The sequence below is a fragment of the Tepidibacter aestuarii genome (genome assembly GCF_934924865.1).
Lineage (GTDB): Bacteria > Bacillota > Clostridia > Peptostreptococcales > Peptostreptococcaceae > Tepidibacter_A > Tepidibacter_A aestuarii.
This window is the reverse complement of sequence record NZ_OW235315.1, coordinates 2,845,569-2,863,008: the sequence shown is the minus strand read 5'-3', so window position 1 is coordinate 2,863,008 and position 17,440 is coordinate 2,845,569. Positions and strand designations below refer to the sequence as shown.

Here is a 17,440-nt window from a genome sequence, read left to right as displayed (position 1 = left end):
TTGAATTATGCTGATGAATCCAGTTGTAATATCTGTTATATTAATGACCGCATTATGTCTTATGAGACTCAATGTTATTTTATCTTTGATAATAGCTGCTATTAGTGCAGGAGTATTATCAGGAATTTCTATTGATGAAATTATGAATGTATTTATAAATGGAATGGGTGGGAATACAGAAACAGCTCTTAGTTATATTTTATTAGGAGCTTTAGCATGTGCTATTCACAAAACAGGGTTAGCGGATATATTAGCTAGAAAAATTGCTAAATTAATAAAAGGAAAATCTGTTATATTAGTTATTTTAATTGCAATTATAAGTATTTTTTCTCAAAATCTTATACCTGTTCATATCGCATTTATACCTATATTAATTCCACCGTTACTAGGAATTATGAATAATCTTAAAATAGATAGAAGAGCTGTTGCCTGTTCGTTGACATTTGGTCTTCAAATGCCGTATATGTGTATACCCGCTGGATTTGGACTTATATTCCATAACATTATAAGAGATCAGATGAATGCTAATGGAATGAATGTACAAACTGATATGATATGGAAAGCTATGGTTTTACCGGGAATAGGAATGATTATAGGTTTACTAATAGCGGTATTTATAACTTATAGAAAACCTAGGGAATATACATCTGAAGATATATGTATAGATGAAGTTGCATGTACTTTGGATACAAATATGGATAAAAAACACTATGTTTCTATGATGGCTGCATTATCAGCTTTAACAGTACAGTTGACATTAGGATCGCTTCCTTTAGGAGCTTTAGTTGGTATAATTATAATGGTATTATTTAGAGCTATAAAATGGAGTGATATAGATTATATTGTAAGTGATGGTATAAATACTATGGGATTTATAGCATTTGTTATGTTAGTAGCATCAGGTTATGGGGCTGTTATTAGAGCAACAGGAGGCGTTGAAACTTTAGTTCAGTCGGGATCTATTCTTATGGGATCTAGTAAGTTAATAGCAGCAACGACTATGATTTTATTAGGTCTTATAATAACTATGGGAATAGGAACTTCATTTGGAACTATACCTATAATAGCAGCTATATATGTGCCGCTTGCATCTTCTATTGGATTTAGTAGCATGGCAACTATAATACTTATAGGAACAGCAGCAGCTCTTGGAGATGCGGGATCACCTGCTTCGGATAGTACACTTGGGCCGACTTCTGGTCTTAATGTAGATAATCAACACAACCACATTTGGGATACTTGTATTCCTACTTTTTTACACTATAATATTCCTCTTATTATATTTGGAATTGTGGGAGCTTTAATATTTTAATCATAAATCCTTAATTAAATAATATTATTTAATTAAGGATTTATTTATATACAAGGAAATTATATAATATTTAATCTTAGCATAGCATTGATTAAAGGACTAAAGTATCAACTATTTTGAGCAACGGAGCCCGTTAGGACTTGTTGGCGACATGAGCTATGTGTTAGCATTAAGCGAATTTTTGTTTAGAAAGGAGTTTCTTGATGTTATCTCCAAGTCTTGAGGATTATTTAGAGGAAGCGTATAGGCTTTCTTTATATAATGAAGAAATTAGAGTAAAAGATATAGCTAGGTGTTTAAATTTTTCAATGCCGTCTGTAGTTAAAGGGCTCAAAAAATTAGATGAGCTTGGATATATAAGATATAAGCCTTATCAAAAGATAAAATTATTAGATAAGGGAAAGAGAAAAGGCAAATTTTTAGTGGACAGAAATTCTATATTAAAACAGTTTATAACTATAATAGGAGCTGAATGTGATATTGATCAAGAAGCAGAGGCTATGGAACATTATTTTAGTATAGAAACCATAAAGTCTATAGAAAAATTGATAGTTGTTTTAAAAGAAAATGAAGATATAGCAAAAAAAATACAGGATTTACAAATGAATAGTGTACTAGATATATAACTCAGAACCGTCCATTACAAAGGGCGGTTTTTTTATACACTAAGGTATTATAAAATTCTCGTAACTTAATTTATATTCATTCATATTATATTATGTATAAGAAATTAGCCATGGCTAAGGAGGTGCAATATGCAAACAACTCTTAAAGACCTAGATATAGACAAAAAGTGTATAGTTTTAGAGCTTTTAAATCAAGGAATATCTAGAAGAAGAATGTTAGATTTAGGTATAGTACCTGGAGCATCTATAGAGGTTATACGAAAAAGTCCTCTAGGTGAGCCTAAGCTTTATAAAATAAAGGGAGCGCTTATAGCTCTTAGAAAAGAAGAAACAGTTAATATATTAGTGAAAATTATTGAAAAGTAAAGGAGGGAATTCTATGGGATGCAGCTGTGATAATTGCAATAAGTGCGAATATAAAAATAAAATAGAGGATTTTGATATAAAAGTAGATTCAAAAGAATCCTTTGTTATAGCTCTTGCAGGAAATCCAAATGTAGGGAAAAGCACAGTGTTTAATGCTTTAACTGGACTTAAGCAACATACAGGTAATTGGCCTGGAAAGACTGTGGCTAATGCTAGTGGAGATTATACTTATAAAGATAAGACATTTACACTAGTTGATTTACCAGGGACTTATTCACTTTTAGCAAATTCAGTTGAAGAGGAAGTAGCTAGAGATTTTATATGTTTTGGAAAACCTCATGCAACAATAGTAGTTGCTGATGCCACATGCTTTGAAAGAAATTTAAATCTTTTATTTCAAGTTATGGAGATTACTGATAATGCAGTTTTATGTTTGAATTTATTAGATGAGGCAAAAAGAAAAGGTATATATATAGATATTGAAAAATTAGAAGAAGAATTAGGTATACCTGTAATTGGAACGTGTGCAAGAAAAAAAGAAGGATTAAATGAACTTGTTGATAAAGTTTACGATGTAAGTCTTAACAAAGTAAAATGTACTCCAAAAAAGATAAAATACTCAGATTTTATAGAAGAAAAAATAGAAAATTTAATTCCAAAATTAGATAATATATTGGGAAATGAAATTGATTTAAGATGGGTTGCTCTTAGAATATTAGAAGGAGATACTTCAATAATTAATTCTTTGAACAAATATATATATACAGGAAAAGAGGTGGACTAAATCATGCAGGATATAGAAAAATTATCTATATTAATAAATAAATACAGCGAAGAAGAAAAACAGAATGTAAGAGATCATATGGTTTTTAATATATACGAAAATGCAAAACAATTATCTGATAAAGTAGTAAATAAAGATCAATCAAAAATAGATATAGATAAAAAAATAGATAATATACTTACATCTAAAATTACTGGATATCCTATAATGTTTTTATTGTTAGGATTGGTATTTTGGGTGACTATAGTCGGAGCTAATTATCCATCTGCTGTTATAGCCAATTTTTTATTTGCAATAGAAGAAAGATTAACAGATATATTCATATCACTCAATGCGCCTAAATGGCTATATGGGATGCTAGTTCTTGGTATGTATAGAACTGTAGCGTGGGTTGTAGCTGTTATGCTTCCTCCTATGGCAATATTTTTTCCGTGTTTCACGCTTCTTGAAGATTTAGGATACTTGCCTAGAGTTGCATTTAACTTAGATAGATTATTTAAAAAAGCAGGAGCACATGGAAAACAATCACTTACAATGAGTATGGGATTTGGATGTAACGCAGCTGGGATTATAGCTTGTAGAATAATAGAATCTCCAAGAGAAAGACTAATAGCTATGATTACAAATAACTTTGTGCCATGTAATGGAAGGTTTCCAACCCTGATAGCTATAGCATCTATATTTGTAGGTGGGTATTTTGCAAGTAGGTACCAAAGCTTAGTGGCATCATTCTTTATTGCAGCATTAGTACTTGTTGGGATAATAATGACATTAATAGTATCTTGGGGACTTAGTAAAACTTTACTTAAGGGAGTTCCATCTTCATTTACATTAGAATTACCACCTTATAGAAGACCTCAGATACTTAGAGTAATATATACATCTATAATAGATAGAACAATATTCGTATTATTAAGAGCAATGGCAGTAGCAGCACCTGCTGGTATTGTAATATGGATACTTGCTAATACAATGATAGGGGATGCAAGTATATTAAGCCATGGTGCGAAAATTTTAGATCCATTTGCACAATTGATAGGACTTGATGGATTTATACTAATGGCATTTATATTAGGACTTCCAGCTAATGAAATAGTAATACCTATACTGATAATGGCGTACATGTCAAAAGGTGCTATGCTTGAACTTGATACATTAAGCAGTATGAAAAATTTATTTATACAAAATGGATGGACATTTATTACTGCACTTAATGTTATGCTATTTTCACTGCTTCACTTTCCTTGTGCAACAACTTTAATTACTATAAAAAAAGAAAGTGGAAGTCATAAGTGGGCGGTAATATCTGCGCTTATTCCAACGGTGATAGCAGTAATAGTATGCTTCATAACAAAGCAGATAAGTGTTTTATTATAAAGAAACTAGGATGTTTAGATAAAAAATGAAGCTTATTGAAATAACGCTACTTGGTTAATATTTCAATAAGCTTCATTTTCAGTTCTATGTATTAGGTATAAGATTTGATTTTTTTAATAAGGTATTCCTTATATCAAGGTTATTATCTGCAATTTTATAAAGATCTAATAAGTTAGCCATTATATTGGATACCTCTCCTAGTATACTATCAAAACATTCGAGGTACTCTTCATTTACATTATCCTTTTTATCGAGTACATTAACAGCTGTTTGATTTATTGTAGATAAATTATAAACCTCGTATTTAACTTTGTATATAAGGTCTATAAGCTCTTTTGAAGAATTTTTTATATTATTAGATACATCTCTAATTTCCTTTAACTTGTTATTAGAATCATCGTCTTTTTTGTTAGAATTATTTTCAGTAGACATATCATAAATGAGATTATTTAAATGGTCAATTGAAGAATCTAATTCACTTATAATATCTCCAAGTTGAATTACCATAGAAGTTATTTCTTTTGTTTTTGCATCAATAGCATTAACTGATTGCTTTATGGCATAATCTGACTCAAGGAGTTTGTTAACTTTTATAGAATTCTCTTTAGAATAAGTTTTTATATTATTATTGAATTTAGATAATTCCTTTATTTTGGTATAAAGAGAATTTATGTTTTTATTCGACTGAGTTAATATATTTGCGCTAGAACTTAACTTGCTTTCTTTCTTGTTAATAGATTTCGCTTTTAAATTAGAAGTTGAAATATCTTTTGAATCAGTATCCTCTAAATCATCGATAGATTCATTCGTATCTTTTTTACTTTTAAAAGAACTTTTTAGTATAGAAAATAACAATACATTAAGACCTATAAGAAACGTTGAATAAATTAATAATATCTTTTTAAATGTCATATCAATATTAGACTTTGTAAAAAAGACGATAGATACTGACGATATTATTAATATAAAAGTTATTAATAAGATAGTACGTTTGTTGTGTTTTGACTTAAGCATAAATACCTCCTCTAGATATTAAAGATAAATTTCGACAAATTTTTAAAACATACATAGTATACGGTAACAAACTAGAATTTGGGTACCTAATTTTAAAAAAAATAAAAAAGTTTTTAATTTAAAGATTTTCAATGTAGAATCTTTTTAAATTTATATAAATTTTATATAAGGAGATGATTAAAGTGAAAGTATTATTTACTTATAATTATGGAGAAGAAGAGATGAATAAGATTAAGGAATTGGGGTATGAAATTGTATATATGAATGAAAAAGAAATTTTTAACAATGAAAACATAAATGATATAGATGCTCTTGTTTGCTATAATCCTTTTGAAAAAATCGATATGGAACAATTTACAAAACTAAAACTAATTCAGTTATCAAGCATAGGAATAGATCAAGCTCCTATTGATTACATAAAAAGAAACAATATTATATTATCTAATAATAGAGGCGGGTATAGCATACCTATTGGAGAGTGGATAATACTCAAAATACTTGAAATATATAAGAATAGTTTATATTTCTATAAGAATCAAGACAATAAGGTTTGGAAGATAAATACTAAATTGTTAGAATTATATAATAAAAATGTAGGATTTATAGGAACTGGAACAATAGCTATTGAAGCTGCTAAAAGGCTTCAAGGATTTGGTGTTAATATCCAAGGACTTAATACGAGTGGAAGAGATGTAGAATATTTTGATAAATGCTTTTCGATTGATGATATGGATGAATTTTTATCAAAATGTGATGTTGTTATTGTATCTATACCATACACTAAAAAAACTCATCATTTGATAGATGCAAAAGTCATAAATAAGATGAAGGATAACTGTGTTCTTATAAATATAGCAAGAGGAAGTATAATAAACGAATTAGATTTGGTAGATGAGATAAAAAAAGGAAAATTTTTAGGTGTAGCCCTTGATGTATTTGAACAAGAACCTTTATCTAAGGAAAGTCCTCTTTGGGATTTAGACAATGTTATATTGACTCCTCACAATTGTTGGATATCAGAAAATAGAAATAATAGAAGGTTTGAAGTAATATATGAAAATTTGAAGAGATTTAAAAATGATGAAGAACTGATGAATTTAGTAAATTTAAAAAAGGGATATTAAATTTTTGATTTCCCTTTTTCGCGAAAATTTGACAGTTAAATACTTAGAATGATAAAATTTTCATAAATAAACAAATTATTTGAAAAAAAGTATAAAATTTCATTTTGAAAAACATTTAAAAAGGTGGAGGCGGACTTATGAAAAAGAAAATTGGAATGAAAACAAAGTTGATATCTCTTATTTTGGCACTTATAATATTACCTATTTTAGTTTTGGGAATTACTACAAACATGAAAACTAAAAAAATAATTGATGAAAGTTTTGTGAGCAGAACTAAAGAATTAAATAATCAAATACAGTATTCAATTGAAAATTATTTTTCTAAATTTGCAAGAGGTGCTAAATTATTAGGTCAAAATATCAATTTCAAGGATATTGTTGAAGATCCAAGTCATGAGCCGTATTTGGTAGATTTATTAAAAGCATATAAAGAAAGTAATCCAGAAGCATTACAATTATTTATGGGAACTGAAGAAGGTAAGATGATCATTTATCCAGATACAGAGTTGTCAGATGGTTATGACCCTAGAGAAAGAGGTTGGTATAAAGATGTAAAAGAAAAACAATCTGAAAATATGACAAAGGTATATGAAGATGTTATTGTTGGTGGTCTTGTAGTTACATACTCTGTTCCTGTATATAATCTTGAAAATAAATTTGTAGGGGTTATAGGTGTTGACTTACCTATAAAAGAGTTGAATAATGAGATAAGTTCTATAAAAATAGGGGAAAAAGGATATCCGTACATACTAGATTCAGAAGGTAAGTTTATAATACATAAAAATGAAGACCTTATAGGAGAGAAAATACAAGTTAAAGAAATTCAAGATGCTTTAAATAATAACTCTGATGTAGCATATTATAATTGGGAAGAAAATGGGAAACAATATGAAAAGTTATCTGTATTAAATAAAATACCTGGTTTAGAATGGAATGTAGTTTCGTCTACATATTTAGATGAAGTGGATAAGGAAGTTAATGATATAAATAAATTTTCTATTATGATTGGACTTATTGCTATATTAACAGCATCTATAATAGGATATGCATTCACACATAGAATAACGAATCCTATAAAAACTATAGTTGAAGATATGCAAAAGGTTAAAAATGGAGATTTTACAGTTAAAAGTAAGGTGGAATCTAGTGATGAGATAGGAATATTGGCACGAAATTTCAATGAAATGATAGAAAATGTTAAGATGCTTTTAGTTGATGCCAGTGAAGTTAGCAAAGAAGTTTCTGATGCATCTACTAATTTAGCAGCTATATCAGAAGAAACTAGTGCATCTGCAGAGGAAATATCAAGAACTGTTGAAGAAATAGCACATGGAGCTACTAATCAAGCTCAGGATGCTGAAGAGGGAGTTAATCTTATATCAAGACTTAATCAGAAATTTATAGAATTAGACGACAATAGCAAGAATATGTTGGAAACTACTGCTCAAATATCGGATGTAAATGAACTCGGTATAAAATCAGTAAGTGAATTAAAGCAAAGTAACAATTTAAATAATGATTCGATATCTAAAGTAGAATATGCTATAAATCAACTTAATAATAAATCAAACGATATAGAGGATATACTATCTACTATAAAATCTATAGCAGAACAAACTAATCTATTAGCTCTTAATGCATCTATTGAAGCTGCTCGTGCTGGTGAAGCTGGAAGAGGATTTGCAGTGGTAGCTGATGAAATAAGGAAGCTTGCAGAAGGATCGGGTAAAGCTACTAGTGAGATAAAGGAAATAGTAGATGCTATTCAAAAAGAAAGTGCTAATACTGTTGATATTATGAAAGAAGTAAAAGAGGTATCTTTTAATCAAACTCAATCTGTTGAAGATGTAAACAATGCATTTGATAATATATCAGATTCTATAGCTGCTATTACTATTAGTATTGAAGCAGTAAGTGAGCATATAAATGATATAACAAATGATAAAGATTTGATTGTAGAATCCATAGAAAATATATCTGCAGTATCAGAGGAAACAGCAGCAGGTTCTGAAGAAGTAACAGCTTCTGTTCAACAACAGTCTATGGCTGTTGAAGAGGTTGCAAAAAGTGCACAAAATCTTAATGAACTTTCGTTAAAGTTAAATAGTCAAATATCAAAATTCAATATTTAGATAGTATATTAACCCTTAGTATTATTTAGATGCTAAGGGTTAAATTATGATATAATATAGAGTGAAATTTTGATAAGGAGGTATTTTTTATGGCACTTGTTGAAGTTACTATAGTTCCGCTTGGAAGTGAGAGTACGAGTCTTAGCTCATATGTAGCTGATGTACATAAGGTACTTGAAAGAGAAAAGGGTTTAAAGCATATGTTAACTCCTATGGGCACAATAATAGAGGGAGATTTAGATTTAATACTCAACACTATAAAACAAATGCATGAGAGTGTATTTGAAAATGGAGCGATGAGAGTTTCGACTAGCATTAAGATAGATGACAGAAGAGATAAAGTTGGAACTATGAAACAAAAAATAGAATCTGTTGAGAGTAAATTAAAATAATATATCCTTCATTTAGGATATATTTTTTTATCGACAACTAAATTGCATGATTGCATAAAATGAACAGATTTATGTTCTTAATCCAAAATCAATGGGATCAAAATACCGATCATGCATTAAATATTTTAATCCCATTGGTTTTTTAAATGTAGTTCTTAAATTTTTAAATAGATTTAATAATAAAATTTTTCTTTTACTTTTTATCGAGGTAGGGTCAATTTTACAATGTAGGTATTAATTGTAGAAAACTATATATGAAAATATTAGTGAATGCTTTTAGATATTTTGACTAATATAACTTAGTTTTTAGCGTTTAATAATCCGTTAAAAAATTTACGTGTTTAACCGTAGGGAGTTCGTAAATTTTAGGGTTATTAATAAGATGAAAGCTTAGTTGTATTCAAAATAGTGTTGTATTCACGGTATTTTCATATATAGTTTTGATAACCCACAAAAGCAATTTTAAAGTTTTAAAAATAAATTCTTTATTTATTTTAAATAAAATTATATAATTTCTATTCATGGGTATCATTAACAGTATGATGAATGAGGTTGATGATATAAGTTTTTACGATTAAGGAAACTATATGACTTTCAACTTAGGGATAACATTGATTGAAGAACGAAACTTGCAACTATTTTTAAGCAACAGAGTCGTGAGACTTGTTGGCGCCATGAACGCACGTGAATTTTGAGAACGGAGCCTGTAGGGATCGTTGGCGACATGAGTCAGTGCGTAGCGACTAGACGAATTTTTTGTGAAAGGTGATGAGGTATGGATATTAAGAAAAGAGTCGAAGAACTTACTCAAATTATAAATTATCATAATCATAAATACTATGTTGAGGATGATCCTGAGATTGATGATTATGATTATGATATGTTGATGAAAGAACTTATGGATATAGAAAATAAACATCCTGAATATAAAAAAGAGGATTCTCCAACTCAAAGGGTAGGTGGAGTTGCACTTGATAAATTTAAACAAGTAGTACATAAAACTCCCATGTTAAGCCTTTCTAATGCATTTTCAGAGAATGATTTGATAGATTTTGATAATAGGATAAAGGGTATAGTAAATAGTGATGTTGAGTATGTAGTAGAATTTAAGATAGATGGATTATCAGCCGTTATAACTTATGAAAATGGAGCATTAAAAATAGGTGCAACTCGTGGAGATGGACAAGTAGGAGAAGATGTAACTAACAATTTAAAAACTGTAAAAAGCATACCTATGAGAATTAATGAAAATTCAAATCTACAGGTAAGAGGAGAAGTATTTATACCAAAGGATAAATTTCAAAAGCTTAACGACTACCAAGAAGAAAATGGTATGAATTTATTTGCAAATCCTAGAAATGCAGCAGCTGGTTCATTAAGACAGCTTGATTCTAAGATTGCTGCAAAGAGACATTTAGATATGTTTATATTTAATCTTGAAGGAATAGATGAAGATAAATTTAAAACGCATAGTGAAAGCTTGGAGTGTTTGAAAAATTTAGGATTTAAGGTTAGTCCTAATTATAAAATATGTAAGAATATACAAGAAGTTATAGAGTTTATAAATTATTGGACAGATCATAGAGATGAACTGAAATTCGATATAGATGGTATGGTTATAAAGGTTAATGATTTAAAGCAAAGAGATATTCTTGGTAATACAACTAAAAGCCCTCGTTGGGCAATAGCTTATAAATTCCCTGCTGAAAAGAAGAAGACTAAAGTATTAGATATAATAATTCAGGTTGGAAGAACAGGAAATCTTACGCCGACAGCTTTACTTGAGCCTGTACAAATTGCAGGATCTATTGTATCAAGAGCAACTCTTCATAATGAAGATTACATAAAACAAAAGGATATTAAAATCAAAGATACGGTTATAATACAAAAAGCAGGGGATATAATACCTGAAGTTGTAGAAGTAGTTAAAGATGAAAGAGATGGTACTCAAATAGAGTTTGAAATGCCGGATGAATGTCCGGAGTGTGGTTTTGAAACTAGTAGATTGGATGGAGAAGCTGCTGTTAAGTGTACCAATATATCTTGTCCTGCTCAAATAAGACGAGGAATAATACATTTTGTATCAAGAAATGCTATGAATATAGATGGTTTAGGAGAACGTATAGTAGCTCTTTTACTGAAAGAAAATTTAATAAAGGACATAGCTGATATTTACTATTTGAAAAAAGAAGATCTAGTTCCTCTTGAGAGAATGGGAGAAAAGTCTTCACAAAATTTAATAGAAGCTATACAAAAGTCTAAAGAAAATGATTTGTCGAGGTTGGTATTTGGCCTTGGAATAAAGTACATAGGAAGCAAAGGTGCTAAAATACTTGCAAGTAATTTTGACGATGTATACAAAATAATAGAAGCTGAGAAAGAAGATTTAATTAATCTTGAAGAATTTGGAGAGGTTATGGCTGAAAGTGTAGTAGATTTCTTCAATAATGATAAGAATCTAGAGCTTATAGAAAAATTTAAAGCAGTAGATGTCAACCTTAAATCATTAAAAACGGAGAGCAATGAAGTTAAAATATTTGAAGGAATGAAGATTGTTTTAACGGGAACACTTGAAAAATATAAGAGAAATGATGTTAAAGAAATAATAGAAAAATTCGGTGGAAAAGTAACTGGAAGTGTAAGTAAATCAACGCATGTAGTGTTTGCTGGAAGGGATGCAGGCTCTAAGCTTGATAAAGCAAACTCTCTTGGAATAAAGGTTATAGATGAGAATACATTTGATGAAATAATAAATCTATCCTCAAAAGAAGAAGTTTTAAAACATCTAGATATAGAGTAACTAAGCTAGATTATTTGATTAAAAAAAGGTATAATTTTAATAATGAATATGGAATTTAACAGAATCTTCATTTAGATGAAAGATTTTGTTTTATGAATAAAAAGGAGTGAAAATATGTTAGATAAGGATACTGTGAAGCATGTAGCCAAACTGTCTAGACTTGAAATCAAGGAAGACGAATTTGAAACTGTATCAAAAAAGATGGGAGACATACTAAGTTATATAGAAAAACTTCAGGGTGTAGACACTGAAAATACTGATATAACTTATAACCCTATAAATCTTGTTAACCAATTAAGAAAAGATGAAGTGAAAGAATCTTTAGAAGTTAAAAAGGTACTTCAAAATGCTCCAGAAAAAGAAATGGGATGTTTTAAAGTACCGAAAGTATTAGATTAGAAAGGAGTGAACCTATTGAAACTTTATGAAATGACGCTAAAAGAAGTAAGTGAAAAAATAAAAAAACAAGAAATAACAGCTCTTGAGCTTACTCAAAGTATTCTAGATAGAATAAAAGAGGTTGAGCCAAAGGTTGATTCTTATATAACTATAACAGAAGAAGAAGCTTTAAATAGAGCTAAGGAGATAGATGAAAAAATAAAAGCTGGAGAAGAGATATCGGTTCTTGCTGGTATTCCGATGGCTGTAAAAGATAACATATGTACAGATGGAGTTAAAACGACTTGTGCATCTAAGATGCTTGAAAATTTTATACCTCCATATGATGCAACAGTTGTAAAAAAGCTTAATGATGCTGGAGCAGTAATGGTTGGTAAAACTAATATGGACGAGTTTGCCATGGGATCATCTACAGAAAATTCATCTTTTAAAAAGACTAAAAACCCTTGGGATTTAAAAAAGGTTCCGGGAGGATCATCTGGAGGTTCTGCAGCAGCAGTAGCGGCTGGACAGGCTTTTTATGCGCTTGGATCAGATACAGGGGGATCTGTAAAACAACCAGCAGCTCTTACTGGACTTGTTGGACTTAGACCTACATATGGAAGAATATCTAGATATGGACTTATAGCGTTTGGTTCATCTCTTGACCAAGTTGGGATATTTACAAAGGATGTAACAGATTGTGCTATTGTATTAAGAGAACTAGCTGGAAAAGATAAGATGGATGGAACTAGCTCAGAGGTTGAAGTGGCAGATTATGAGAAATACTTAGATAAAGATGTTAGCGATATAAAAATAGGTATTCCTAAAGAATATTTTGTAGAAGGAATAGATCCAGATGTCAAAAAGGCAGTTTTAGATGGTGTAGAAAAATTAAAAGAGTTGGGAGCAACTGTTAAGGAAGTATCACTTCCTCATACTGACTCAGCTATAGCTACTTACTATGTATTAGCACCTAGCGAAGCTAGTTCTAACCTTGCTAGATTTGATGGTATAAGATATGGTTATAGAGCAGAAGGGTATGAATCTTTAGAAGAATTATATACTAAAACTAGAACTGAGGGCTTTGGAGATGAAGTCAAGAGAAGAATAATGATAGGTACTTATGCTTTAAGTGCTGGTTATTATGATGCTTATTATAAAAAAGCTTTAAAGGTTAGAACTTTGATAAAGCAAGACTTTGTAGATGCATTTGAAGATGTAGATGTTATAATAGCTCCTACGGCTCCGAATGTAGCTTTTAATATAGGTGAGAAGACATCTGATCCTATGGCTATGTATATGGAAGATGCGTGTACTATTCCATCTTGTCTTGCTGGTATTCCTGGAATGTCTATTCCATGCGGATTTAAAGATGGTCTTCCGATAGGAATGCAAATAATAGGAAATTACTTTGATGAATCTACTATGCTTAAGGTAGCTCATGCATTTGAAAGTGTAACGGAATTTAAAGATCAAAGAGCGAAACTGTAATTGGAGGTGAAACAATGGGTGATAAAATTTTAATAGGACTTGAAATACATGCAGAACTTTTAACTAACACAAAAATATTTTGTGGATGCAAAAATGAATTTGGATCAGATGTAAATACTAACTGTTGTCCAGTATGCTTAGGTCTTCCTGGATCTTTACCTGTTTTAAATGAAAGGGTTTTAGATTTTGCTATTACTGCTGGACTTAGCTTTAATTGTAAAATAGCTAGAAACACTAAAATGGACAGAAAGAATTATTTTTATCCAGACCTTACAAAGGCTTACCAAATATCTCAATATGATATACCTCTTTGCTCGGATGGATATATAGAGGTAGAGGCTGAAGATGGATCTCTTAAAAAAATAGGAATAGAGAGAATACATATAGAAGAGGATACTGGTAAATCTCTTCATGATGCAAGTGGAGATACTCTTCTTGATTATAATAGAAGTGGAGTTCCACTTATTGAAATAGTTTCTAGACCAGATATGAACTCTCCTCAAGAGGCTTATCAATTCTTAGAAAAATTAAAAGAGGTATTATTATTCACACATGTTTCTGATGTAAAGATGGAGCAAGGTTCTTTAAGATGTGATGTAAATGTAAATGTAATAAAAGAAGATGGAAGAAAGTCGAATATAGTAGAACTTAAAAATTTAAATTCGTTTAAAGCAGCTTTAAAGGCTATGGAATATGAAGTTGTAAGACACAATGAACTTCTTGCAAACGGAGAAAATACAGTACGTGAGACAAGACGTTGGGATGATTCTCAAAATAAGACTATATCTATGAGAAGCAAAGAAAGTGTTCAAGATTATAGATACTTCCCAGAGCCAGATGTTGTAGACATAAATCTTACTGAAGAGTATATAGACGTAATAAAGAGTAATTTACCAGAACTTCCTGATGATAAGAGAAAGAGATTTATCAAAGAGTACTCTCTTCCTGAATATGATGCCAAGGTACTTACTACTTCTAAGGAAATTTCAAGTTATTTTGAAGATATGGTATCTAATTTTAGCGATGCTAAGATGATCAGTAATTGGATTATGACTGAGTTATTAAGAAGAGTTAATGACGAAGGAATAACACTTGATGATGTGAAGTTTAGTAAAGATGATTTTGTATATTTATTAAAGGTTATATCTGATGGAAAGATAAACAATAATGCTGGTAAAAAGGTGTTTAGAGAAATGTTTGAAACAGGAAAGAAACCAGAGGATATAATAAAAGAAAAAGGTCTTGTTCAAATACAAGATGAAGGGGCTATAAAAGAAATAGTAGTAGATATATTAAACAATAATCTTCAATCTGTTGAAGATTATAAGAACGGAAAAGATAGAGCATTAGGATTCTTAGTAGGCCAAGTTATGAAAGCTAGTAAAGGTAAAGCGAATCCTCAGGTGGTGAACAAATTAATAATAGATATTATGAAAGATATGTAAGAGTGGGAATTCCCACTCTTATTTTTTTATATAAAATTAGGAAAATTTTTTAATAATATAGTGAAAGTTAAATTAGAAATATAAATTGTCGAGAAAACGATATTTTTCAGAAAAAAAGAATATGGAATCGTGATTATGCAAAAATACACATGTCTACGTACTGTATAAAAGTGAAATTTTTTAAAGAATGTTGAAAAATGAATGAAACTGGAAGAAAACAGTTCTTGCATTAAACGGTAAAATAATATAATATATATAAAAATGAAATTATCGCAAAAAAAAAATCATATGTAAAAATAATCTGATAATAAAGGAGTGATATTGTGGGTCGTTATATTGTTAAAAGGTTAATATCAATGCTGATAACCTTATTTTTTATCATAACTATTACTTTCGTACTTATGCATACTATTCCGGGAGGCCCTTTTACAGGTGAGAAAAAGTTACCTCCAGAAATAGAAGCAGCACTTAATGAAAAATATCATTTAAATGAACCTGTATTTGTTCAGTACACAACTTATCTTAAAAACATCTTAAAGGGAGATTTAGGTCCGTCTTATCAAATTAAAGGTGAGACTGTAAATCACATAATAGCACAAACATTCCCAGCATCGGCTCAATTGGGAGTTATAGCTATAGCTATAATATTATTAATAGGAGTTCCGCTTGGAGTTATAGCGGCATTAAAGCAAGGAACATGGGTAGATAGTGGAGTAATGTTTATTGCCATACTGGGAGTCACCATACCGAGCTTCGTTATAGCCACATTGATGATATACGTATTTGCAGTTAAATTGCATGTATTACCTGCAGCTAGATGGGGAACGTTTAGACATATGATAATGCCAAGTATTGCGCTTGCATCTTATTCTTTTGCGTTTATAGCTAGACTTACAAGATCTAGTATGCTTGAGGTTGTATCGCAAGATTATATAAGAACTGCTAGAGCTAAGGGATTGAGCGAAGGAGTAGTAATATTTAAACACGCTCTTAAAAATGCTTTGATACCTATAGTTACTTACATAGGTCCTCTTGCAGCAGGACTTTTAACAGGATCTTTCGTTATAGAAAAGATATTTGCTGTACCAGGGCTTGGTAGATCGTTTGTTGAGAGTATAACTAATAGAGACTACACTCTTATAATGGGAGTTACAATCTTTTATGCTGTATTCTTAGTTGGAATGATACTTGTAGTAGACTTACTTTATGGATTAATAGATCCTAGAATAAAATACGATGACTAAGGGGGAGTGATTAATGGAAAAGCTTAATATAGATAAAAATTTATGGAAACCGCTGAGCCAAGAGGATAGAGATTCTGAAAAAATATTAAGACCCTCTATGACGTATTGGCAGGATGTATGGAGACGTTTGAAGAATAATAAAGTAGCTATGGGATCTTTAGTATTCTTGATATTCTTACTATTAGTAGCTACATTTGGACCTATGTTTGCTAAATATTCTTATTCAGATCAAAACTTATTAAATGCAAACCAAGCACCGAGTGCTGAACATTGGTTTGGTACAGATTCTCATGGTAGAGACTTATATGTTAGAGTATTATATGGGGCTAGAATTTCTTTAACAGTAGGAATTGTAGCATCTATAATAAATCTTGTAATAGGAGTACTTTACGGAGGAATTGCAGGATATTTTGGAGGTAGAGTAGATAATATAATGATGAGAATAGTAGATATATTATACACTATTCCACTTACATTATACGTTATACTTCTTATGGTAGTTATGGGAACGGGCCTTAAGGCCATACTAGTCGCTTTAGGATCTGTTTATTGGATTAATATGGCTAGAATAGTTAGAGGTCAAATACTTTCTTTAAAAGAACAAGAATATGTACTAGCTGCAAAAACACTTGGAGCTGGCGACTTTAGAATACTTATTATGCACTTAATACCTAACGCTATGGGACCTATAATAATAACTATGACAATGTCAATACCAAGTGCCATATTTACTGAGGCATTCTTATCGTTTATCGGTCTTGGTGTTTCAGCTCCTATGGCATCTTGGGGAGTACTTGCTAATGATGCATTAGCAACTTTAAGTTTATATCCATATCAGTTATTCTTCCCATCGCTTGCTATATCAGTTACTATGTTAGGATTCAATTTCTTAGGGGATGGATTAAGAGATGCACTAGATCCACGTATGCGTAAATAAAAGGAGGAGAAATAT

Annotated in this window: 15 protein-coding genes; 14 read left to right on the top strand and 1 reads right to left on the bottom strand. The window is 30.3% G+C overall.

The window, feature by feature from the left end; translation table 11 throughout:
* Positions 1-7 precede the first annotated feature (7 nt).
* From M2214_RS13985 to M2214_RS18335, 5 genes are all read left to right on the top strand, one after another.
* On the top strand, positions 8-1,312 hold the full coding sequence (locus M2214_RS13985; RefSeq protein ID WP_330651508.1) for a Na+/H+ antiporter family protein: 1,305 nt from the start codon (positions 8-10) through the stop codon (positions 1,310-1,312).
* A gap of 203 nt (positions 1,313-1,515) precedes the next feature.
* Positions 1,516-1,938, top strand: coding sequence for a metal-dependent transcriptional regulator (locus M2214_RS13980; protein WP_248479899.1), 423 nt, complete (start codon positions 1,516-1,518; stop codon positions 1,936-1,938).
* Positions 1,939-2,067: 129 nt separating this feature from the next.
* Entirely contained in the window at positions 2,068-2,304 is a 237-nt protein-coding gene (locus tag M2214_RS13975; RefSeq protein WP_248479897.1) for a FeoA family protein, read from the top strand.
* Positions 2,305-2,317: 13 nt separating this feature from the next.
* Positions 2,318-3,088 (top strand): FeoB small GTPase domain-containing protein, encoded by a 771-nt coding sequence (locus tag M2214_RS18340; RefSeq protein ID WP_330651507.1) that lies wholly within the window; start codon positions 2,318-2,320, stop codon positions 3,086-3,088.
* Between the two features lie 3 nt (positions 3,089-3,091).
* On the top strand, positions 3,092-4,465 hold the full coding sequence (locus M2214_RS18335) for a nucleoside recognition domain-containing protein (protein WP_330651506.1): 1,374 nt from the start codon (positions 3,092-3,094) through the stop codon (positions 4,463-4,465).
* Positions 4,466-4,549: 84 nt separating this feature from the next.
* Here the strand turns inward: M2214_RS18335 and M2214_RS13965 are convergent, their stop codons facing one another.
* Positions 4,550-5,479, bottom strand: a complete 930-nt coding sequence (locus M2214_RS13965) for a hypothetical protein (protein ID WP_248479889.1) — start codon at positions 5,477-5,479, stop codon at positions 4,550-4,552.
* A 182-nt stretch (positions 5,480-5,661) separates the two neighbouring features.
* Between M2214_RS13965 and M2214_RS13960 the strand changes: the two genes are divergently transcribed.
* The 9 genes from M2214_RS13960 (at position 5,662) to M2214_RS13920 (ending at position 17,425) form a co-directional block, all read left to right on the top strand.
* Positions 5,662-6,603, top strand: a complete 942-nt coding sequence (locus M2214_RS13960; protein ID WP_330651505.1) for a phosphoglycerate dehydrogenase — start codon at positions 5,662-5,664, stop codon at positions 6,601-6,603.
* A 137-nt stretch (positions 6,604-6,740) separates the two neighbouring features.
* The gene (locus M2214_RS13955; protein ID WP_248479887.1) at positions 6,741-8,735 is read left to right on the top strand and encodes a methyl-accepting chemotaxis protein; all 1,995 of its coding nucleotides are present in this window, start codon (positions 6,741-6,743) and stop codon (positions 8,733-8,735) included.
* A gap of 89 nt (positions 8,736-8,824) precedes the next feature.
* A complete protein-coding gene (locus M2214_RS13950; RefSeq protein ID WP_248479884.1) occupies positions 8,825-9,127 on the top strand; it encodes an MTH1187 family thiamine-binding protein in 303 nt (100 codons plus the stop codon).
* Positions 9,128-9,902: 775 nt separating this feature from the next.
* A complete protein-coding gene (gene ligA, locus M2214_RS13945) occupies positions 9,903-11,927 on the top strand; it encodes an NAD-dependent DNA ligase LigA (protein ID WP_248479882.1) in 2,025 nt (674 codons plus the stop codon).
* Positions 11,928-12,041: 114 nt separating this feature from the next.
* The gene (gene gatC, locus M2214_RS13940; RefSeq protein WP_248479880.1) at positions 12,042-12,326 is read left to right on the top strand and encodes an Asp-tRNA(Asn)/Glu-tRNA(Gln) amidotransferase subunit GatC; all 285 of its coding nucleotides are present in this window, start codon (positions 12,042-12,044) and stop codon (positions 12,324-12,326) included.
* A gap of 6 nt (positions 12,327-12,332) precedes the next feature.
* Positions 12,333-13,799, top strand: coding sequence for an Asp-tRNA(Asn)/Glu-tRNA(Gln) amidotransferase subunit GatA (gene gatA / locus M2214_RS13935; protein WP_456300427.1), 1,467 nt, complete (start codon positions 12,333-12,335; stop codon positions 13,797-13,799).
* A 14-nt stretch (positions 13,800-13,813) separates the two neighbouring features.
* Positions 13,814-15,244 (top strand): Asp-tRNA(Asn)/Glu-tRNA(Gln) amidotransferase subunit GatB, encoded by a 1,431-nt coding sequence (gene gatB / locus M2214_RS13930; protein ID WP_248479876.1) that lies wholly within the window; start codon positions 13,814-13,816, stop codon positions 15,242-15,244.
* Positions 15,245-15,567: 323 nt separating this feature from the next.
* A complete protein-coding gene (locus M2214_RS13925) occupies positions 15,568-16,488 on the top strand; it encodes an ABC transporter permease (RefSeq protein ID WP_248479866.1) in 921 nt (306 codons plus the stop codon).
* A 13-nt stretch (positions 16,489-16,501) separates the two neighbouring features.
* Positions 16,502-17,425 carry an ABC transporter permease gene (locus M2214_RS13920; RefSeq protein WP_248479864.1) on the top strand — a complete coding sequence of 308 codons (924 nt, stop codon included), beginning with the start codon at positions 16,502-16,504 and terminating at the stop codon, positions 17,423-17,425.
* Positions 17,426-17,440 lie beyond the last annotated feature (15 nt).